Annotated in this window: 21 protein-coding genes; 10 read left to right on the top strand and 11 right to left on the bottom strand. The window is 45.3% G+C overall.

The genetic code is table 11. From position 1 onward, the window contains the following. Nucleotides 1-78 precede the first annotated feature (78 nt). The 4 genes from ANME2D_RS13360 (at nt 79) to ANME2D_RS13345 (ending at nt 4,716) form a co-directional block, all read left to right on the top strand. Nucleotides 79-897, top strand: a complete 819-nt coding sequence (locus ANME2D_RS13360; RefSeq protein WP_052368930.1) for a hypothetical protein — start codon at nt 79-81, stop codon at nt 895-897. A gap of 62 nt (nt 898-959) precedes the next feature. After that, complete coding sequence (locus tag ANME2D_RS13355; RefSeq protein WP_081810288.1) at nt 960-2,309, top strand: (Fe-S)-binding protein; 1,350 nt, start codon at nt 960-962, stop codon at nt 2,307-2,309. 155 nt (nt 2,310-2,464) lie between these two features. Then, a complete protein-coding gene (locus ANME2D_RS13350) occupies nt 2,465-3,286 on the top strand; it encodes a respiratory nitrate reductase subunit gamma (protein ID WP_048092658.1) in 822 nt (273 codons plus the stop codon). Nucleotides 3,287-3,291: 5 nt separating this feature from the next. Continuing rightward, the gene (locus ANME2D_RS13345) at nt 3,292-4,716 is read left to right on the top strand and encodes a (Fe-S)-binding protein (RefSeq protein ID WP_081810287.1); all 1,425 of its coding nucleotides are present in this window, start codon (nt 3,292-3,294) and stop codon (nt 4,714-4,716) included. Nucleotides 4,717-4,730: 14 nt separating this feature from the next. Here the strand turns inward: ANME2D_RS13345 and ANME2D_RS13340 are convergent, their stop codons facing one another. Beyond that, nucleotides 4,731-5,516, bottom strand: a complete 786-nt coding sequence (locus tag ANME2D_RS13340; protein WP_081810334.1) for a helix-turn-helix domain-containing protein — start codon at nt 5,514-5,516, stop codon at nt 4,731-4,733. Nucleotides 5,517-5,662: 146 nt separating this feature from the next. On the opposite strand from ANME2D_RS13340, the gene ANME2D_RS13335 reads away from it, so the two are divergent. Beyond that, nucleotides 5,663-5,851: a CxxC-x17-CxxC domain-containing protein gene (locus ANME2D_RS13335; protein ID WP_048092654.1), complete on the top strand. Its 189-nt coding sequence runs from the start codon at nt 5,663-5,665 to the stop codon at nt 5,849-5,851. Nucleotides 5,852-6,172: 321 nt separating this feature from the next. Here the strand turns inward: ANME2D_RS13335 and ANME2D_RS13330 are convergent, their stop codons facing one another. After that, nucleotides 6,173-6,862: a thymidylate synthase family protein gene (locus ANME2D_RS13330; protein WP_048092652.1), complete on the bottom strand. Its 690-nt coding sequence runs from the start codon at nt 6,860-6,862 to the stop codon at nt 6,173-6,175. A gap of 114 nt (nt 6,863-6,976) precedes the next feature. On the opposite strand from ANME2D_RS13330, the gene mch reads away from it, so the two are divergent. After that, nucleotides 6,977-7,927, top strand: a complete 951-nt coding sequence (mch, locus tag ANME2D_RS13325) for a methenyltetrahydromethanopterin cyclohydrolase (protein WP_048092650.1) — start codon at nt 6,977-6,979, stop codon at nt 7,925-7,927. A 3-nt stretch (nt 7,928-7,930) separates the two neighbouring features. Here the strand turns inward: mch and ANME2D_RS13320 are convergent, their stop codons facing one another. From ANME2D_RS13320 to ANME2D_RS13310, 3 genes are read right to left on the bottom strand one after another with little or no spacing between them, the layout of a single operon-like run. Continuing rightward, entirely contained in the window at nt 7,931-8,239 is a 309-nt protein-coding gene (locus ANME2D_RS13320) for a transcription factor S (RefSeq protein ID WP_048092648.1), read from the bottom strand. Further along, nucleotides 8,184-8,633, bottom strand: a complete 450-nt coding sequence (locus ANME2D_RS13315) for an NUDIX domain-containing protein (RefSeq protein ID WP_048092646.1) — start codon at nt 8,631-8,633, stop codon at nt 8,184-8,186. Before ANME2D_RS13315 ends, ANME2D_RS13320 begins: the two co-directional genes overlap by 56 nt. Then, on the bottom strand, nt 8,630-9,724 hold the full coding sequence (locus tag ANME2D_RS13310) for an OBG GTPase family GTP-binding protein (protein WP_048092644.1): 1,095 nt from the start codon (nt 9,722-9,724) through the stop codon (nt 8,630-8,632). The genes ANME2D_RS13315 and ANME2D_RS13310 overlap by 4 nt, the downstream gene beginning before the upstream one ends. 63 nt (nt 9,725-9,787) lie before the next feature. On the opposite strand from ANME2D_RS13310, the gene ANME2D_RS13305 reads away from it, so the two are divergent. Then, nucleotides 9,788-11,044 (top strand): M20 family metallopeptidase, encoded by a 1,257-nt coding sequence (locus ANME2D_RS13305; RefSeq protein WP_048092642.1) that lies wholly within the window; start codon nt 9,788-9,790, stop codon nt 11,042-11,044. Nucleotides 11,045-11,062: 18 nt separating this feature from the next. Here ANME2D_RS13305 and ANME2D_RS13300 read toward each other — a convergent pair whose 3' ends face one another. The 6 genes from ANME2D_RS13300 to ANME2D_RS13275 all read right to left on the bottom strand — a co-directional run bounded on the left by ANME2D_RS13300 (nt 11,063) and on the right by ANME2D_RS13275 (nt 14,913). Further along, the gene (locus ANME2D_RS13300; protein WP_048092638.1) at nt 11,063-11,899 is read right to left on the bottom strand and encodes a proline dehydrogenase family protein; all 837 of its coding nucleotides are present in this window, start codon (nt 11,897-11,899) and stop codon (nt 11,063-11,065) included. 51 nt (nt 11,900-11,950) lie between these two features. Then, entirely contained in the window at nt 11,951-12,535 is a 585-nt protein-coding gene (locus tag ANME2D_RS13295; protein ID WP_241763374.1) for a DUF169 domain-containing protein, read from the bottom strand. A gap of 61 nt (nt 12,536-12,596) precedes the next feature. After that, a complete protein-coding gene (locus ANME2D_RS13290) occupies nt 12,597-12,920 on the bottom strand; it encodes a P-II family nitrogen regulator (RefSeq protein ID WP_048092632.1) in 324 nt (107 codons plus the stop codon). A gap of 1 nt (nt 12,921) precedes the next feature. Continuing rightward, nucleotides 12,922-13,626, bottom strand: coding sequence for a DUF1538 domain-containing protein (locus tag ANME2D_RS13285; protein ID WP_048092629.1), 705 nt, complete (start codon nt 13,624-13,626; stop codon nt 12,922-12,924). Nucleotides 13,627-13,748: 122 nt separating this feature from the next. Continuing rightward, nucleotides 13,749-14,444, bottom strand: a complete 696-nt coding sequence (locus ANME2D_RS13280; RefSeq protein ID WP_048092627.1) for a cytochrome c biogenesis CcdA family protein — start codon at nt 14,442-14,444, stop codon at nt 13,749-13,751. Between the two features lie 10 nt (nt 14,445-14,454). After that, nucleotides 14,455-14,913 (bottom strand): cupredoxin domain-containing protein, encoded by a 459-nt coding sequence (locus ANME2D_RS13275; protein ID WP_052368929.1) that lies wholly within the window; start codon nt 14,911-14,913, stop codon nt 14,455-14,457. Nucleotides 14,914-15,244: 331 nt separating this feature from the next. Here ANME2D_RS13275 and ANME2D_RS13270 point away from each other — a divergent pair, with 331 nt between their 5' ends. Genes ANME2D_RS13270 through ANME2D_RS13260 form a run of 3 tightly spaced genes read left to right on the top strand, consistent with a single transcriptional unit; the run spans nt 15,245 to nt 18,441 of the window. Then, entirely contained in the window at nt 15,245-15,913 is a 669-nt protein-coding gene (locus ANME2D_RS13270) for an ABC transporter ATP-binding protein (RefSeq protein ID WP_320408818.1), read from the top strand. Between the two features lie 12 nt (nt 15,914-15,925). After that, nucleotides 15,926-17,188 (top strand): COG1361 S-layer family protein, encoded by a 1,263-nt coding sequence (locus ANME2D_RS13265; protein WP_048092625.1) that lies wholly within the window; start codon nt 15,926-15,928, stop codon nt 17,186-17,188. Further along, entirely contained in the window at nt 17,185-18,441 is a 1,257-nt protein-coding gene (locus ANME2D_RS13260) for an ABC transporter permease (protein ID WP_048092622.1), read from the top strand. Before ANME2D_RS13265 ends, ANME2D_RS13260 begins: the two co-directional genes overlap by 4 nt. Nucleotides 18,442-18,519: the final 78 nt, after the last annotated feature.

Raw genomic sequence — 18,519 nt, 5'->3', positions numbered from 1 at the left:
GTAGTTTACAACGAAAGCCTAATATAAAAGCGATTCTTAGGAGAAGAAGAGTCATTCAGGCAGATACGGAGACTAAAAATGACAGAAGGCCTTGAGATATTTGGTAAGACAGTATTTGATGTACTCTTTATAGATTACAGAATAATGGTTGTTGTAGCGATCATTTCGATAATCTTGTTCCTTGCAGGAATATATATGCAACTGGATAAATGGGGACGAGGAGTCCCTGAAGGTGCCACAAAACCGGCAGGTGCATGGGGTACCCTTAAATTAATGTTCCAAAAAACCTTTGAAAAAGGTATAGGACCCGCACTCGGGATTATTGTTCTGGACGTATTTCTACAGCGCAGGATATGGCGCAGGAGAAAGACAGAATGGTTGATGCATATGCTCATTTTCTGGGGATGGGTAGGATTATTCATACTTACAGTAGCAGCGGCTGGTGCTGAGTTCTACGGTCCGTTTGTGAAAGGCACTGATTTTCAATTCTTTGCAGACTTCTGGAAAACACTTGAACTTCCCAATAATATATTCAGTTATATGCTTGTGGGTGGAATAGCTATTGCAATAGTGAGGAGAATTTTCTTAGCAGACGTTCCGCCTGCAAGATTCACAAGTGTTGACTGGATAGCTCTTGCAGGATTAAGCATCGTTATAATTACAGGCTTCTGGGCGCAGGGTCTTCGGATGAATCTGGGTATTGAGGAAAGGATGCTGGTAAGCGCATACGAAACAGTAGCACCAGGGTTTTTCAATAATCCTGTAGTATTGTTCCATGAGGTATTTACGCTGCTGTTCTGCGTTGCCTATCTACCCTTCAGCAAGCTCTTCCATATGTTTGTGACCCCGCTTGTAATAATGATAAACAAAGGCGGCTATGTAGAGGTAAATCCGTAGAAGATATTAAATAGTTAGCAACCTATCGAACAATATAATCTATATAAACAGAAGAGATACAGATGGCAAAAAATAAACCCGCGATCTCACTTGAGAATCTCACACCCATACAGCTTATGGAATTCGATGCGTGTACACGATGCGGCGAGTGTGTTAAATACTGCCCTACATACAACGCAAGAGATAAGGATCAGGCCATTGAGCCAAGGGATAAGATCCTGCGGTGGAGGGACTTTGTAACCAGAAGCTACGGCTGGAGGGCAAAGCTCTTCGGGCCTGCTTCGATCCCTGAGGAGGAGATCAAGAAGTTCACGGATGATCTCTACAACTGCACCACATGCGGGATGTGTGGCACAGTATGCTGTGCGGGCATAGACACGATAGAACTGTGGGAATCCACACGTGCAAACCTTGTGAAACACGGAACAGGCCCGTATGGAAAACAGAGTCTCTTCCCCAAGCTCATAGGAGATGGGCATAACCCGTATCTTAAGCAGCAAAAAGACCGTCTTGTCTGGATGACGCCTGATATCAAGATCGCAGAGAAATCCGATCTTGCGTATTTCATCGGGTGCACGGCTGGATATAACCAGCAGGTTCTGTGCGTCAGCACGGCAAGGATCCTGAATAAGCTCGATGTTCCTTTTATGGTTCTTGGAGAGGATGAGTGGTGCTGTGCCTCGGCGCTCATAAGAACAGGGCAGCAGCACCTCGGTGATGTACCAAAACAGGCTGCACTGCACAATATCGAGGCACTTAAAGCCAGAGGCGCAAAAAGAGTAGTGTTTGCATGTGCAGGATGCTTCAGGGCTGCAAAGATAGACTGGCCGCGGGCATATGGGAAAGCACTGCCATTTGAGACAATCCACATGTCCCAGTTGCTGGCAGAGCAGCTTGATGCAGGGAAGATAAAATGGGAAAAGAGCTTTGATAAAACTATTACCTACCATGACCCGTGCCACCTTGGAAGGCATGTTGGTGTGTTCGAAGAGCCAAGGAAAGTTTTGAAGAGCATGCCTGGCGTGAAGCTTATCGAAATGGAGAGGAATAGACATGAGCAGAGATGCTGCGGTGCGGGTGGAGGCGTGAAGGCAGGTATACCCGACCTTGCGCTGAATGTCGCCAAGGACCGCGTGAATGATGCCAGGGCAACAGGCGCCGAGGCACTGATCAGCGCGTGTCCGTTCTGCAGGCGCAACCTCATTGATGGAAGGGATGAACTCAAGCTTGAGATGAGAGTGGATGACCTTGTGGTATTATCGGCACATCTGATGGGGCTCTCAACAGATATTAAGTCTCCAGCTCCGGGTGCGCCAAAAGAAACGATAAGCGACCTGTTCAGGACGCAGACCATCCCTCCCAAACCGCCTGCTGAGCCAAAGAAAGAAGCGCCAAAGGAAGAGAAGAAATAGATCTGATTATAAATAAAATTGTTAAGGAAGTTATTATATGGTGAGTTAATCCTGTCGTATTTGTTTATAACCCCACAGCCGTTTACAACGAAAGCTTAATATAAAAGTGATTCTTAGGAGAAGAAAAGCCATTCAGGCAGATACGGAGGATAAAAATGACAGAAGGCCTTGAGATATTTGGTAAGACAGTATTTGATGCACTCTTTATAGATTACAGAATAATGGTTGTTGTAGCGATCATTTCGATAATCTTGTTCCTTGTCGGAATATATATGCAACTGGATAAATGGGGACGAGGAGTCCCTGAAGGTGCCACAAAACCGGTAGGTGCATGGGGTACCCTTAAATTAATGTTCCAAAAAACCTTTGAAAAAGGTATAGGACCCGCCCTCGGGATTATTGCTCTGGACGTATTTCTACAGCGCAGGATATGGCGCAGGAGAAAGACAGAATGGTTGATGCATATGCTCATTTTCTGGGGATGGATGGGGTTATTCATACTTACAGTAGCGGCGGCTGGTGCTGAGTTCTACGGTCCGTTTGTGAAAGGCACTGATTTTCAATTCTTTGCAGACTTCTGGAGAACACTAGAACTCCCTAATAATGTGTTTGGCTACATACTCCTTGCGGGAATAGTGATCGCAATAGTGAGGAGAGTTGCCTTTGCGGACGTACCTTCAGCAAGAGATACAAGTGTTGACTGGATAGCTCTTGCAGGATTAAGCATAATTATAATTACAGGCTTCTGGGCGCAGGGTCTGCGTGTGAGTTATGGTGTTGAGGAAAGAATGCTGGTAAGCGCATATGAGACAGTAGCACCTGGATTTTTCAATAATCCTTTAGTGCTGTTCCATGAGGTATTCTCCCTTCTATTCATTGCTTATCTACCCTTCAGTAAGTTATTCCACATGTTTGTTACTCCGCTTGTAATAATGATCAATAAAGGCGGCTATGCAGAGGTCAATCCTCAGGAGTGATAAAAATGACAAAAAATAAACCCGCGATTTCACTTGAGAATCTCACACCCATACAGCTTATGGAATACGACGCATGCACACGATGCGGCGAGTGTGTTAAGTACTGTCCGGCATACAATGCAAGAGATAAGGATCAGGCCATTGAGCCAAGGGATAAGATCCTGCGGTGGAGGGACTTTGTAACCAGAAGCTACGGCTGGAGGGCAAAGCTCTTCGGGCCTGCTTCGATCCCTGAGGAGGAGATCAAGAAGTTCACGGATGATCTCTACAACTGCACCACATGCGGGATGTGCGGCACAGTATGCTGTGCGGGCATAGACACGATAGAACTGTGGGAATCCACACGTGCAAACCTTGTGAAGCACGGAACAGGCCCATACGGCAAGCAGAGTCTCTTCCCCAAGCTCATAGGAGATGGACACAACCCGTATCTCAAACAGCAAAAAGACCGTCTTGTCTGGATGACGCCTGATATCAAGATCGCAGAGAAATCCGATCTTGCGTATTTCATCGGGTGCACGGCAGGATATAACCAGCAGGTTCTGTGCGTCAACACGGCACGGATACTGAATAAGCTCGATGTTCCTTTTATGGTTCTTGGTGAGGATGAGTGGTGCTGTGCCTCAGCGCTCATAAGAACAGGGCAGCAGCACCTCGGTGATGTACCAAAACAGACTGCACTGCACAATATCGAGGCACTTAAAGCCAGAGGCGCAAAAAGAGTAGTGTTTGCATGTGCAGGATGCTTCAGGGCTGCAAAGATAGACTGGCCGCGGGCATATGGGAAAGCACTGCCATTTGAGACAATCCACATGTCCCAGTTGCTGGCAGAGCAGCTTGATGCAGGGAAGATAAAATGGGAAAAGAGCTTTGATAAGACTGTTACCTACCATGACCCGTGCCACCTTGGAAGGCATGTTGGTGTGTTCGAAGAGCCAAGGAAAGTTTTGAAGAGCATGCCTGGCGTGAAGCTTATCGAAATGGAGAGAAACAGACATGAGCAGAGATGCTGCGGTGCGGGTGGAGGTGTTAAGGCAGGAATACCCGACCTTGCGCTGAATATTGCCAAGGATCGTGTGAATGATGCCAGGGCAACAGGAGCAGAGGTACTGATCAGTACATGCCCGTTCTGCAGACGAAACCTCATTGACGGAAGGGATGAACTCAAGCTTGAGATGAGAGTGGATGACCTTGTGGTGCTGTCAGCACATCTGATGGGGCTCTCAACAGATATTAAATCTCCAGCACCAGGTGCGCCAAAAGAAACAATAAGCGACCTGTTCAGGACGCAGACCATACCTCCCAAGCCGCCTGCAGAGCCAAAGAAAGAAGCTCCAAAAGAAGCACCCAAGGAATCACCCAAGGAGGCCACAGAGAAAGCGCAGAAAGAGGCCTCCAATGAGACCAAAAAAGAGGCTGAGAAGAAGTAGGCGTAAGCCTGCTTCTAACTATTTATGTCATGCGACTGAAGTGCACGAACAAGATCGGCAGTCTGCATGGCTGTAGTAATTAGCGGTATATGTTCTATCTCAGCGATTTTGGCTGCTATTTTATCAACCTGAGATGCACGGATTCCGTGAATTACAATTAAAGCAGGTTTTAAGTTGGTCACTCTGATGGCTACCAGAGGCGATCTGCCTGTGGATACTCCTGTGAAAATCATAGCCCTGTCAGAACTCAATCCGTATAGCTTCATAAACTCGTTGCTGGAGAGCTGGAGAATAGCCCTTAAACTATCAACTATAGTGTATCCATATAATGGTTTTATATGCTCACTGCCTGGATTGTATACAACTTCTCCCATGATCAGTTTTGTAAATTCTCTAACAGATATGGGTGAGAGGTACTCATGAATAACATAAATTGTATCTGCACTAAAACCTTCTCGTAGCATGCTCTCATAGGAATGTATTTTCGCTCCCCCTCGCCCCATATCAATATGGAGGATAGCATCCACAATTCTGCTTATGATAAAAATACCCGGAGATTTTCTTCTTCCACACTCATAGTCGCTTATCACAGAAGGAGAGATTTTCAGAAATGAAGCAAGATCGGACTGGGAAATATCAAAACTTGTGCGCCATTTTTTTAATACCTCTCCCGGTTTATCTGAAAGTGTGATCTCCCCGGCCATTTTTTCAGCTAATTTGTTCCTGATAACCTGATAATGACTGTTAATACCAGGAGGAGAAGAGGAGAGTGTGGAAGTAATAGATGTCTTTTCAGTCATGTTATACATATTACAAAGAGTTTATATATGAACGTGTTGTTATTGACACTATATCAGTTGGCTTATTAGGTAAGGTATAGAGCCCGGGGTTATCCCGTCTGTGTGTGCTTATTTTAGGTTGATTGATTATAACTACGGAGATATATATGAGTAACGAAAGAAGAGGCGGCTTCCGCAGTGGAAGAGGCGGTTTCAGACCGAGCGGTCCGAGGGAGATGCACAAAGCAACTTGTGCAGACTGTCATGAAGAGACAGAAGTACCCTTTGTACCATCAGGTGACAGACCGGTATACTGCAGAGAATGCTACCAGAACCACAAACCAAGAAAATATTAAATTTATATAATAGAATAGATTAGATTCCTATTTTAGGACAAAATGGGCGCTAATATAACAATATTGCTGCCCGCTAACTTTTTTTAACGTATAGGAAAGTATAAACGCATTTCTTCCTCCTCATCTTGAAATCTGATAGTCTAAAAACAACGAACATAAACGAACTGGAACGAACTCCAAGAGTTCGTTTTGAGTTAGTATAAGTTCGTTGTTAATAATTTTGCCCCCGCAGGGGCTTTCTTGACTATACATGTGATTATTTGAAGAAAACAAAATACTGTTGTAATCACTGAAATTAAACTTCAATGCTCCAGTTATGGCCTAAAACCGCATCATCTGCGGGCTAATCGGCAGGGGCTTTACCGCTGATGCGGCTTCCCAGTCTGCTTCATAGATATGCAGTGAATTGCAGAAATCCACGACCTTAACAAGTTTTAGATTATTAGGCTCAAGGATCTCTCTTCTTACCATCGTAAGGAGGCCGACCATGTTGCTATTCCATGCTGCATATAAATCGCGTGAGCGCCACATACAGTGCATCTCAGCGTTCCCATTATTAAGATCCCTAAACCAGAGCCGCTGAAGGCAGGGCTGGTCTTCTTTCACAAAAAGATCGCGCTGGGGTATCCATGTGATCGCCTGCCGTCTGCGTGAGACACCCTGAGAAAGAAAATCTCTTATTGCTTTTAACTGATCCACATCCATGTCACGTGATGGATAGTTTACCAGCCGGTCCATGTAGTTATACTCAAAACCCTGCTTTTTCCAGTCATAATCCCGCTCCCACTGCTTCAAATATTCCTTTACATGCATCTCCTTTGTGGGAAACTGGGGGTGCAGCATGGGTTCCATATAAGGCTTCTGGATTTCAATAACAGAACATATATCCTTTGACATTGGACCGTATTCTGTCTTTATCTCCATACCGTATTTCATGACAAAATTCACTGCCTGCGCCCATGCATCGGCAAGACTGATGGCCTGAATGAGGTTGGTTGGAGGATATCTCATGAATGCCTATTCTTGAGTACATAGGATTAAAGGTTATTGATGTTCTGGTTTTGATAGTTTCAAAACCCTTATTAATGTATTCTACCTACTATGTGTACTGTGTGGTGAATTATTTTGTTAAGTGTCAATGAAAAAGCAATGGAAATTGCAGAGGAAATGATTGATTGGTCAGATGAGCTAAAAGTAAAGGCGATCGAACTTAAAAACGGAAGCAGGATCATAGATTGCGGGATAAACGTAGACGGAAGCTATGAGGCGGGCTTGCTGTTTACTGATATCTGTATGGGAGGATTTGGATCAAGTTCGATCACAGTGCATAAAGTAAATGATATCCCGTTTGCTTTTATAGATATTACTACAGATCATCCTGCAATATCCTGCCTCGGTGCCCAGAAAGCAGGCTGGAGGATCAGCGTAGATAAGTACTTCGCAATGGGTTCAGGCCCGGCAAGAGCCCTTGCGCTAAAGCCGAAGAAGACGTATGAACGCATTAAATATGAAGATGATTACGATCATGCTGTTATTGCCCTTGAATCAAACCAGCTCCCTGATGAAAAGGTCATAGATACTATCGCAGACGCATGTCATGTCGAATCTTCCAATGTAATAGCATTAGTTGCCCCAACTGCAAGCATAGTTGGTTCTGTGCAGGTCTCAGGACGCGTGGTTGAGACTGCGGTATTCAAGCTTAACGAACTTGGATATGATACAACCAGGATCGTAAGCGGCACAGGAAGTGCTCCAATAGCACCTGTTGTAAAGGATGATGTGAAAGCCATGGGCAGTACCAATGACAGCGTGATATACTACGGCTCTGTATACCTGACGGTCAGAGGGATCGATGAGGAGAGATTCAAGCAGGTACCATCATCCACATCCAGGGACTACGGAAAACCATTCTACAGGACATTCAAGGATGCAGGTTATGATTTCTTCAAGATAGATGCAAATGTCTTCGCGCCTGCTGAGATAACAGTGAACGACCTTGAGACAGGAAAAACCTATCACACAGGTCATCTGAACGGGGAAGTAATACTTGAATCGTATGGAATAAACAGGATTTGAGTATTAACTATACTCTCTCCACGTATTTCCGCACTTTGTACACCTGAAAAACCGTACCTCACTCTCATCAGCGGCCCGAAGCTGCCGCAACCACCAGTATGCTGTGTCGTTGCCGCATTCCTCACATATGGCCCGGGTTGTGGGCATTCCCATTGCGCGCCCCTCCAGTACGGAGACCTCGCGCTCCTTTCGCTCAGACTTTGAGACAAAGCTTTCTTTAATTTCTTTTTCGAACCCGCAATCAGGATTCCTGCATTTAAAAATCTTGTTCGCAGGCATCATCATGCTCTTGCATTTTGGACAAAACTCCATTGATATCACTCTTAGCGTTTTCTATGATCTTATTATGGTCAAATGCCAATTCAGGTATTTCGTTTAAATCGAAAAGCCCTATATCCTTAGCATCAGAATCTGCCTTAAGTGTTCCGATTCCTTTTGCAAGGTAGCATATGGAAACGGTATGTCCTCTCGGATCGCGTGAGGGATCAGAATACACACCCAGAAGCTTGATAAGTCGAATATCAAGCCCTGTCTCCTCCTTTGCCTCACGGATCACAGCGCTCTCTACTGTTTCCCCCACGTCTACAAACCCGCCAGGAAGTGCGAAATGATCCTGATACGGCGGGTTTTTACGCATAATTAACACAAGTTTTCCTCTGTAGATTATAATCGCATCTACTGTCAGAAGTGGTGTTTGTGGTTTCATTGCTTCCTCAATATTATCGTCAGTATATCATTATCGTACAGTATATGATCAAGACCCACACGCTGGCCCTTATGTTTTGCAGATCTTCCCCAGACCTGGGCATATCTGAACCTGTTCCTGAAATCACGGTGGAGCCTGTCGCATATATCACCTATGGTAGATCCGTATCTGACTATCAGGGGCTCATCCATATCAGGCTGCTTTCCCTGTGGTTTCAGGTATATCCTGATGAATCCAAGTCTGTTGAACAGTATCTCTTTTAGTTCGTCGATATGAATCTTTTTATCAGCCGATACCAGCAGTGCATCAGGGAATTTTTCTTTACATGCCCGCAGTGTGTATTCATCTGCAAGATCGATCTTATTGATAACCACTATCGCCGGGATATATTTCCTGTTGCCCAGGATCACATCTATTAACTGGTCTATATCGATATTCTCGCGTATCACTACATCCGCATTATGGAGCCTGTACTCTCCCATTATCGATCTTATCGTGTCCCCGTCAAGATCAAGATTAACCGTACTGTTGATGCTGATGCCTCCCCTTGGTTTTTTCCTGATTGTGACATCAGGTGGTCTTGAATTGATGCGAATACCCGCATCGTTCAGTTCCTCAACAAGAACATCATAATGGACAAGCTGAAAAACATCCAGCAGTATCACTGCCAGATCAGCGTTCCTTACTACTGCGATGACTTCTTTACCCCGTCCTCTCCCTGATGCAGCACCTTTTACAAGGCCGGGCACGTCCAGTATCTGGATTGTGGCCCCCTTATACTCCATTGAACCAGGAACCACATCCAGTGTGGTAAATTCATATGCTGCGACCTGCGACTGCGTCCCTGTCAGGCTGTTTAACAGCGTGCTTTTGCCCACTGACGGGAATCCAACAAGCACAACCGATGCATCTCCTGATTTCTTAACTGAGAATCCTTCACCGCCTGATTTTGATGATGCCCTTTTCTGTACCTCCTCCCTCAACCTTGCAAGCTTTGCTTTAAGTCGGCCTATATGACCTTCGGTAGCCTTGTTGTATTTTGTTTTGGAGATTTCATCTTCGACTGCCTTTATATCTTCTTCAAGTGCCATCTGCTCTTATAGATGTAGATAAGGCAAAAAGGATTTGGGTTATAAAAGCCTTCTTGAACATGGATGAAGGCATTATTTGATTATCTTGAATCCTGCTCCAGTCAGGCGCTTGATACACTCGATGAACTTGTGCGCATTCCCACTCAGGTTCCACCAGGTGAAAATTACGAGAGAGCAGTGGATCTCATGATTGAAAAACTCGCAGACCTTGGTTTTAAGGTTGAGAAGCTCATCATGCCACGCGAGTTATTTGAGAAGAAAAACCCACGCCTCTCGCACCTTCCCGGGGAGCGGGCGAACCTGTCTGCCATAAGAAACGTCGGCGCCGAGAAAACACTCCTGATCAATACGCACCTCGATGTTGTCCCTGCAAGTGCAAACTGGAGCGTGCCGCCGTTTGAATGCACGGTCAGGGATGGGCGCATCTTCGGACGTGGTGTAGCAGATTCAAAAGGAGGACCTGCTGCGCTACTAACAGTTCTTTCTGCGATGAGGGAACTGGATATAGAGCCAGAGTATAACCTGAATATCGCCCTGACAACAGATGAGGAGATGGGGCCTTACTCCGGCCTGTGCTACCTTGCAGATCTTGGAAAGCTTGGGGCGGATTATTTCCTTAGCATGGACGGGGACAGCGATGATATCACTATTGCCTCAAACGGGAACGTGGACTGGCAGATCGATATCTCTGGAAGATCATACCACAGCGGCAGCAGTTTTCTTGGCGTGAATGCCATAGAGAGATCCATTCCTGTCATGAATGAGTTGATGAAGCTAAAGGCAGAGATCGAAAAAAGGCGCTCAAAGGTGCCGGCAAGCATGGCGATAACCCGGAGAACAGGTCTCAGAACCCTCGTACCTGTTCTTAATATCAATATTATAAACGCAGGCGTTAAACAGAACATAATCCCTGACAGGTGCACATTGAAGGGTGATCGCCGCTTTATCCCGGAAGAGAGATTCGATGATGTATGCAAAGAGATGTCAGAGGCCATCTCCAGAGCGAGGCAGAATAACCCGGACATCGTTCTTAAATGGAGCTGTGATGAGATATACGCGCCCATGCTTACGGATATGAGCCATCCCTGGGTAAAGGAAGTACAGAGTGCCGCCAGTGAAGTGGCAGGCAGGGAGATCGGGTTTGCAGGGGCGCAGGGAAGCCTGGATGTGGCGTACGCGGTCAGGGTCACAGGATTGCCCGCATGCTGCTTCGGGATCGGAAGAAGGACAGAGAGCAATGCCCATGCAGATGATGAGAATATCAGGATGGAAGATCTTGTGATGTATATGAAGTTCCTGGCAAGGTTAATATGCGGGTAGTACTGGTCAGGGAGTATATCATTCAAATATAGACCGCAGTATCAGCAGTATATTCCTCTTCCTCTCCCTTAACCTGCGTGTAGTATAAGGGAACCAGTGCGTTCCATAGGGGATGTAATCTACTACTGCAAAACCACTCTTTACAAGCCTGCGTTTAAGATCGTCCCTCACTCCCATGAGCATCTGGAATTCTATTCTCCTCTTATGGGCTTTATTCACCTCGATTGCTTCGTTTATCAACAGCTCATCATGCGTGGCGATGGCAAGAAAGGGGCTCTTATAGAAAAGGTAGCCCATGAGCTTTGAGAAGTTAATCGATGTCTCTTTTCCGCTTGTGTATGCTATCTCCTTTTTCTCTTTGTATGCTCCCTTGACAAGACGGATTATACCCCCTGCTGCGGCTATCCTCTTAACATCATCCTCGCTTCTTCTCATGTTGGATTGTATTGCAATGCCAACATTTTTATATTTTTTAAGGATTTCGAGGTATATGTCAACAGTATCCTCTGTATAAGGCGAGTTCTCCATATCGACCCAGATAAAGATGTTTTTTGATGTTGCGCTGCTTGTAATTTTTTCCATATTCAAGAGACACAGGCCCTTATCGATATCAAGCCCAAGCTGTGTGAGCTTTATTGAGAGGGAAGCATTGATTTTTGATCTCTCTGTTCTGTCAAGTATCCTCAGGTTCTCTTCCAGGTTTCTCTCTGCCTCTGGTACTTCCTTTACATGTTCCCCGAGATAATTTATTATGGCTCCTATATCTGAGCTGTTCCTTTTTTGTGCCTGTACTATGGCGTCATCCAGTGTCTCGCCTGCGACCCACTGACGTGCAAACCTTATTAAAAATTCCATTTTTTCAAATTAAAAAATAGGCGTGTTAATACTTAAACCTGAGGTCTGTGTTTACTCAACAGTCCCGGGGATTTTCCCAAGGGCAGTCTCGATCCTCCGTGCCAATTGAGCGGGTATCCCGACCACAAGTTCGTCATCAGGATATCTGCTGTGTTTCCTTGATCCTTTGCAGCCTGGTGATATTCCCAGCTTCCCCTTCATTGGATAGGCTGTGCAGTCACTGCAGACTGAGGCTATGCCGCCTGTCTTAAGTTCAACTGCGCTCCCGTCCTCATAGGTAAAGGCCTGGACGAGCCGCATCGCCCGCTCAGGTTTCAGGAAGAGGATCAGGATATCAAAATCCCTGCCAGAGTACGGGGCTATTCTTATTGAGCCTTCTTTTTTTGCGATCCTGTGAAGGTTGGAAACAGCGTTTTTTGCTGCATCTCTATCCCTGTATCGTTTTGATGTATAGTAATAATCTTCAGGACTTATCTGCGTATCCCCCAGCACAAACGCTCCTGCCCTGCAGCCCTGGTCTCGGATAAGGAAAGATTCTCCAGACCTGGCCCTCTGGATTAACTCACAGTACAGCAGGGAAGTATCCTCACCCATCTCCTCAGTAAATAGTACGCTTACCGGCATACCTTTATCCATTAATCCTGTGATGCGATGCAGCATATTGTTTTAAGTCCCCGAATCCTGAAAGCCAGCGTTTCTATTCAAGATGCACCGCACCTGCCATTTTCTCAACATTTAAAACAAATGCCCTGCCATGGCCCGGTTCATCCAGTTTCCCTGCCCTCACAATAGCCTCAAGGATTGCATCGGTTTTTTCCTTTTCGATCAGTGTTATCACGATCTCCTTCTCAGGCTCGATTGGGATTCCAAGGATCTTTTTGTGCTCGTGAACCCCTGTTCCTCTTCCGAAGAACAGGGTAGCTCCCTCGGCTCCGGCCTCATGCGCTGCCTTAATTATCGTTTCACCTTTTCCTCTCTCAACAATCGTGAATATTACATTATAATTTGTGAGATATTTCATTTCATTCTCCTATTGCGATACCAAGTATTAAAAGCGAGATCACGGGTGCAAGGGTTACGGTCGCAACCAGCCCGAAGCTCTCAATAAGCGGGTCCCTTCCGCCCAGAACCGATATCAGCCCTACCCCTATGGTGAGAATCAACGGTACAACCAGGGGACCTGTTACAACAGCCCCGGCATCAAATGCCAGTGGAACTATATATACAGGCGCAAAATAAATGAGCACAAATGCCAGAATGTATCCAGGGACTATAATCTTCCAGAGGGGTATACCAAGAAGTATCCTCAGCATCGATATCCCAAGCGCCATCCCGACCCCTATGCCTACAACATGCATAACAAGGTTTCCCGGTATGGCGCCTGAGGAGACCATTTCAACCTGGTTGATAAGTACACGCAGATTGGGCTCTGCAAGTGTAATCACATATCCGAAAATAGAGCCAAAAATAATTACAAGGTAGGCCGAGCCAGTGCCAGAGAGATCTGCACCTACCTGACGTCCCAGTGGCAAGAATCCAAGTTTGAGTCCTTCTAAGAACAGGATAAGTCCGGCAGTGGATAGCGCAATGCCGATCAGTATCTGGGGTAGATTCTCAACAGGCTTTCTAATTATGAGAAACTGATAAGCAAACATGAAGATGACTACAGATAATACTGCCAGAAGCACATCTGCGATTGCTGAATCCCTCAACCAGGATAGTGACATGATCTTTACCTTTGCCTTACAATATATTTATAGATTTCAACTGCTATTATAAAAGTAAGATGACCTGGTGCGGCTGGAACAGGCAAGGTGTACATGTGCATCACGAGATCTATATCCGCTAATTATATTATCACCAGTATCACAAATCCCATTGCTATCATGAATGAGCCCATTACCAGTTTCACCCTTGTACTGTTCCGTGACTGCCATGCTACCATCTTATCAACTACAACCCTGTTTGAAGAAGCAAGCAGCACTGCCACAAGCGGCATGATAAGCATCAGGTTGTACAGCAGCAGGTACAGTATGCCCTGAGCCAGTGTTGATTGCAGTGCCAGAAGCCCCAGAACAGCAAGATATATCCCGCCGCTGCAGGGTACGGTACACAGACCTACAAGTACTCCGGCACCAAAGACACCTGGCGCAGAGGTGCGCTTTATCCAGTTGTTTATAGGTGTGTGCATTCTCTTGGGTATTGAAAGCCCGAATCCGCCTGGTATAAAGTAATCCTTCATGACAACCACGCCAAGTATCATGGAAACAAAAGCTGCCGCCTTACCAACAGCATGTGTTGTGGAGAAGAAGGATATAGCACCAAGAAACCCAACGCCTATTAGCACATAGGTTATGAATATACCGCTTATATATATCAAACCCGTCCTCCACAACCCGAACCTGTAATTTGTTTGCATCTGAAGCATGCCCATGGTAAATGTTATGAACAGCAGTAGTACAGCGAAAGCACACGGGTTAAATCCATCAATTAAACCTGCAGTAATTACAAGGGGAAGTGTCAGCGTCTGGGGGTCGATAGCCATCGTTCTCCCATCAGGCCACTATAAGTGTCCCGTGCATGCTGGGGTTCTCCTTGCCCCCACAGCATATGTCACAGTACCAGTGGTATTCCCCTGGCTGCGTAGGAGTAAAGGTAAACACCTTCTGGCTCAGGGGAGGAACTGTAATATTCACGCTGGATAATCCTGCTGTAAGAATGAAGTTATGAAAGCCACCACCATCGGTATGATGCGAATTATCCGGATTTATCAAGTTTATGGTCACTGGCTCTCCTGCCTGTGCCCTGATTATACCGGGATCAAAGCCTGCCATGGTAACGGTCATTTTAATAGCATCTTTGTCCACAGGCTCCAAAGATGCCGTTTTACTCATTAGTATATACACAGCAGAGCCAAAAATCGCGATGATTATAAGTACGAACAAAATGCTCATGAGCGCAGTCTTATTATTTTGTTTCTTTCCCCTTTCCTTATGTTTCTTTGATTTTGACAAACCAAACCCTCCTGATCAGATTTTATTTAAGCCTGTTTGTATTTCATCTATTATCCAGAGGGCAGGTTGATCAAAAAAACCACCAGCTCGATTATAGACGTCATTTGTTTCTCCTTGTTTATACCTAACTTTCTTCTTTCGTTATTCATCTAATTTATGGTTTAAAAATTAAGATAAGAAAATACATCAACTTTAATTTTTTAAAGCGTAAACTACTTAGATTTACACTGCTTGTAAAGTCATTAAGATACCAACGGGCTATAAAAATGCTGCAGGGATCGTAGGATGTCGGAACATAGCCCGTTTAAAAATAAAATGAGGAAGATCTCTTTTGAACATTATTGAACTTGAAGATGTGTGGAAAATCTACAGGATAGGTGAAGTCGAGATCCCGGCTCTGCGGGGTTTAAGCTTAAAAGTAAAGCCGGGAGAATTTGTGGCAGTTATGGGGCCAAGCGGAAGCGGGAAATCAACTGCTATGAACATGATAGGATGTCTTGACATACCCACAAAAGGCAGGGTACTACTTGAAGGACAGGATATTGCTGCCCTGAGCGAGATAGAACTCGCCCGGATAAGGGGCAAAAAAATAGGTTTTGTCTTCCAGTCCCATAATCTCTATCCAACATTAACCACCCTTGAAAATGTGCAGCTTCCAATGAGAATACATGAATTCAGTGAAGTGCAGATATGGGATAGATCAGAGGAGTTGCTGCAGCTTGTGGGCCTCTCCGACCGCGCCAATCATTACCCTTCCCAGCTCTCAGGAGGCCAGAGCCAGAGGGTAGCGATTGCAAGAGCCCTGTCCACATATCCACTTTTACTTCTGGCAGATGAGCCAACAGGTAATCTTGATACAGAAGCTGGAGGCGAGGTTCTGGATATTTTCGCACAGCTAAACGCACAGGGCGTCACGGTGGTTATGATCACTCACGATGAAAAAATTGCAGAGCGGGCGAACAAAATCGTGAGGATGATAGATGGAGCGCTTGCATCATAATTAGGAGTAAATATGAGTTCTATAGGAAAATGTATTGTTTTGCTTATTCCGCTGCTATTTTTACAGGCTGCGGCGGCATCGAATGAGTATCTTATAACCGAGCATGAGCCTGTGTATCCCGGGGATACACTCTTTGTATGGGTTCCGATTAAAAATATTGGTTATGGTACATGGTGGACTGATACCACCGTGAGACTCGTTCCGGCAAACAATGCTACAGATAAAGCAATACACGTACTTGATAATCAGGCGGTTCTCGGTAGCATTGAAGACTGGAACGATATACGGACAGCCAAGTTTAAAATCCATATAGATCAAAACGCAGTAGAGGGAGAGTATGAGTTTAATATCTATGTAACTACGAAAGGGAAGGATGGTTCAGGCAGCAGCCAGCCTACTACTGTAGTGCTGAAAGATAAAACCCTGGTCGTTAAAGGCATACCAGTGATAACACTTATCAACACTTCTATCGGGACTGCTACCCCAGGCTCTACAAATGAAGTTGTATTAAAATTCAAAAATGAGGGAACAGGTACTGCAAAAAACCTGTATGCTAATATAAATACTGCCCACGAGCACCTGGCAAATGTATTTACAATAGTTGGTTCAGGTACAGGCTTTTCCCTTGGCAGTCTTCGCCCCGGAGACGAGACAGAGATCAAATTCAATCTCGTGGTTGATGCGCTTGCTCAGACCGGAGTTTACAATATACCTTTACAAATATCAGGAATGAACTACTCAGCCACCGATTACCTTGGTATAAGCATTGCAGGAATAACAGATTTTGAGTTAAGCTACCAGGAATCTGGAAGTAGTTTTCTGCTCAGTGTAGCTAACATAGGGGTCAATCCAGCTAAAGCAGTAAGCGTGGAGATACCTCCTCAAAACAGTTTTGGCGTACTGGGAAGCAGTACACAGGTTATAGGTAATCTGAATGCTGGAGACTATACCTCAGCAACGTTCCAGGTAGCTCAGAGGGGAGGTTCAGATATGAACATCAGAATACAGTATACCGATGCTACCGGTATGCGGCGGTCGATAGAAAAGAGGCTGCCTGTGAAACTTTCAGGTGCGATGGCTGGTACGGCATCCAGAGCTACCAGCGATCAACATGAAGCGATGCACAGCGATAATAGATCGAATACCTCAAAGCTTGCAGCCAGCTTTGCTCCATATCTTGGGGTTGTATTACTCGGTATCATTGGCTTCTGGCAGCGAAAGAGCATTTCTGGAATGTACCAGAGGTTGAAATTCCAGAGGCAGAGAAGAAAATGAGGCTTCTGGATATTTTCCTGTTGTCTCTTTCCCATGTAAAGAAAAGCAGAATGAGAAGCTGGCTTACCATCATAGGTGTTATTATAGGCGTCGCCTCTGTTGTAGCCATTATATCAATAGGACAGGGGATGCAGGAAAATATGCAGGAGAGGCTTGGAAATTTCGGTGCTGATATTATAACCGTAATCCCTGGCTACTTCAGAGCAACAGGTGTACACAGCGAGATGCATACTGATAGATCTGTGAGTACAAGCTCTTCAATTAACCTTACAGATAAAGACTATAAGGTGGTTAAACAGGTACCTGGTGTTATGTATGTAAATGGCATCGTCTCTGGCAAAGCCGACATAGTATATGATAATGAGAAGACAGTAGTATCTGTAACAGGTGTAGATACCTCAGTCTGGAGGCTGATGGATACTACAGGAATAGATGAAGGAAGATATCTCCAGACAGGAGATTCTAATTCGATCGTGGTGGGATATAATCTTGCATATGGGACTTTCCTTCAACCTGTAACGCTTAATCGTCCCCTTACAGTTGGAGGTAAAAATTTCAGGGTTGTGGGTATACTCAAGCAGTCTGGCGGATTTGGAGGCGGCAGTGATACAGCGGTTTATATGCCTGCTGAGATGGCAAGAGGGGTTATTACGGAAAAAGTAGCAAATAATCAGTTCACATCTATGGTTATAAAAGCTTCTGATGCCTCTCTCGTGGAATCAATCAAAGATGATATCGATCAGAAGCTTATGAGCTCAAGACAGGTAAACCCGCGAACAAAAGATTTTACGGTCATAGCTTCAGCCCTTATCCGTGAGCAGATGAGTGGTGTGACCCAGACTCTGTCTCTGTTCTTGAGTGCAATCGCTGCGGTCTCGCTTCTTGTCGGGGCAATAGGCATAGCCAACACCATGTTCATGTCTGTCATGGAGCGCACCAAACAGATAGGACTACTGAAAGCGATGGGCGCGGGTGAGCGTGAGATCATGAAGCTCTTCCTTATAGAGGCAGGAATGTTCGGATTTGTGGGAGGAATAATAGGTGTAGTATTCGGCTCTGCTATTTCCTTACTTATTCCCTTTCTAGGAGTACAGGCACTTGGCTTTGGAGGAGATATGAGAGCGACAATCACTGCAGAAACAATTCTCTTTGCCCTTGGATTCTCAGTTGTAATAGGCATATTATCTGGAATCATCCCTGCCCGATATGCAGCCAGGATGAGGCCTGTGGATGCTATACGGTATGATCAGTGAAGGATCAGAAAGAAATTCGATGATAAGGATTATTTCTTTTGCTGCACTATATGTCATGGTATAGGATAACCGTACAAC

The sequence above is a fragment of the Candidatus Methanoperedens nitratireducens genome, assembly GCF_000685155.1.
GTDB lineage: Archaea > Halobacteriota > Methanosarcinia > Methanosarcinales > Methanoperedenaceae > Methanoperedens > Methanoperedens nitratireducens.
Note: the sequence above shows the minus strand (reverse complement) of the source record. Positions and strands in the feature narration are given on the sequence as shown.

What these genes read in the sequence shown, in the direction of transcription:
- ANME2D_RS13360 (WP_052368930.1), top strand. Translation starts at nt 79, where the DNA reads ATGACAGAAGGCCTTGAGATATTTGGTAAGACAGTATTTGATGTACTC.
- ANME2D_RS13355 (WP_081810288.1), top strand. Translation starts at nt 960, where the DNA reads ATGGCAAAAAATAAACCCGCGATCTCACTTGAGAATCTCACACCCATA.
- ANME2D_RS13350 (WP_048092658.1), top strand. Translation starts at nt 2,465, where the DNA reads ATGACAGAAGGCCTTGAGATATTTGGTAAGACAGTATTTGATGCACTC.
- ANME2D_RS13345 (WP_081810287.1), top strand. Translation starts at nt 3,292, where the DNA reads ATGACAAAAAATAAACCCGCGATTTCACTTGAGAATCTCACACCCATA.
- ANME2D_RS13340 (WP_081810334.1), bottom strand. Translation starts at nt 5,516, where the DNA reads ATGACTGAAAAGACATCTATTACTTCCACACTCTCCTCTTCTCCTCCT.
- ANME2D_RS13335 (WP_048092654.1), top strand. Translation starts at nt 5,663, where the DNA reads ATGAGTAACGAAAGAAGAGGCGGCTTCCGCAGTGGAAGAGGCGGTTTC.
- ANME2D_RS13330 (WP_048092652.1), bottom strand. Translation starts at nt 6,862, where the DNA reads ATGAGATATCCTCCAACCAACCTCATTCAGGCCATCAGTCTTGCCGAT.
- ANME2D_RS13320 (WP_048092648.1), bottom strand. Translation starts at nt 8,239, where the DNA reads ATGGAGTTTTGTCCAAAATGCAAGAGCATGATGATGCCTGCGAACAAG.
- ANME2D_RS13315 (WP_048092646.1), bottom strand. Translation starts at nt 8,633, where the DNA reads ATGAAACCACAAACACCACTTCTGACAGTAGATGCGATTATAATCTAC.
- ANME2D_RS13310 (WP_048092644.1), bottom strand. Translation starts at nt 9,724, where the DNA reads ATGGCACTTGAAGAAGATATAAAGGCAGTCGAAGATGAAATCTCCAAA.
- ANME2D_RS13305 (WP_048092642.1), top strand. Translation starts at nt 9,788, where the DNA reads ATGAAGGCATTATTTGATTATCTTGAATCCTGCTCCAGTCAGGCGCTT.
- ANME2D_RS13300 (WP_048092638.1), bottom strand. Translation starts at nt 11,899, where the DNA reads ATGGAATTTTTAATAAGGTTTGCACGTCAGTGGGTCGCAGGCGAGACA.
- ANME2D_RS13295 (WP_241763374.1), bottom strand. Translation starts at nt 12,535, where the DNA reads ATGGATAAAGGTATGCCGGTAAGCGTACTATTTACTGAGGAGATGGGT.
- ANME2D_RS13290 (WP_048092632.1), bottom strand. Translation starts at nt 12,920, where the DNA reads ATGAAATATCTCACAAATTATAATGTAATATTCACGATTGTTGAGAGA.
- ANME2D_RS13285 (WP_048092629.1), bottom strand. Translation starts at nt 13,626, where the DNA reads ATGTCACTATCCTGGTTGAGGGATTCAGCAATCGCAGATGTGCTTCTG.
- ANME2D_RS13280 (WP_048092627.1), bottom strand. Translation starts at nt 14,444, where the DNA reads ATGGCTATCGACCCCCAGACGCTGACACTTCCCCTTGTAATTACTGCA.
- ANME2D_RS13265 (WP_048092625.1), top strand. Translation starts at nt 15,926, where the DNA reads ATGAGTTCTATAGGAAAATGTATTGTTTTGCTTATTCCGCTGCTATTT.
- ANME2D_RS13260 (WP_048092622.1), top strand. Translation starts at nt 17,185, where the DNA reads ATGAGGCTTCTGGATATTTTCCTGTTGTCTCTTTCCCATGTAAAGAAA.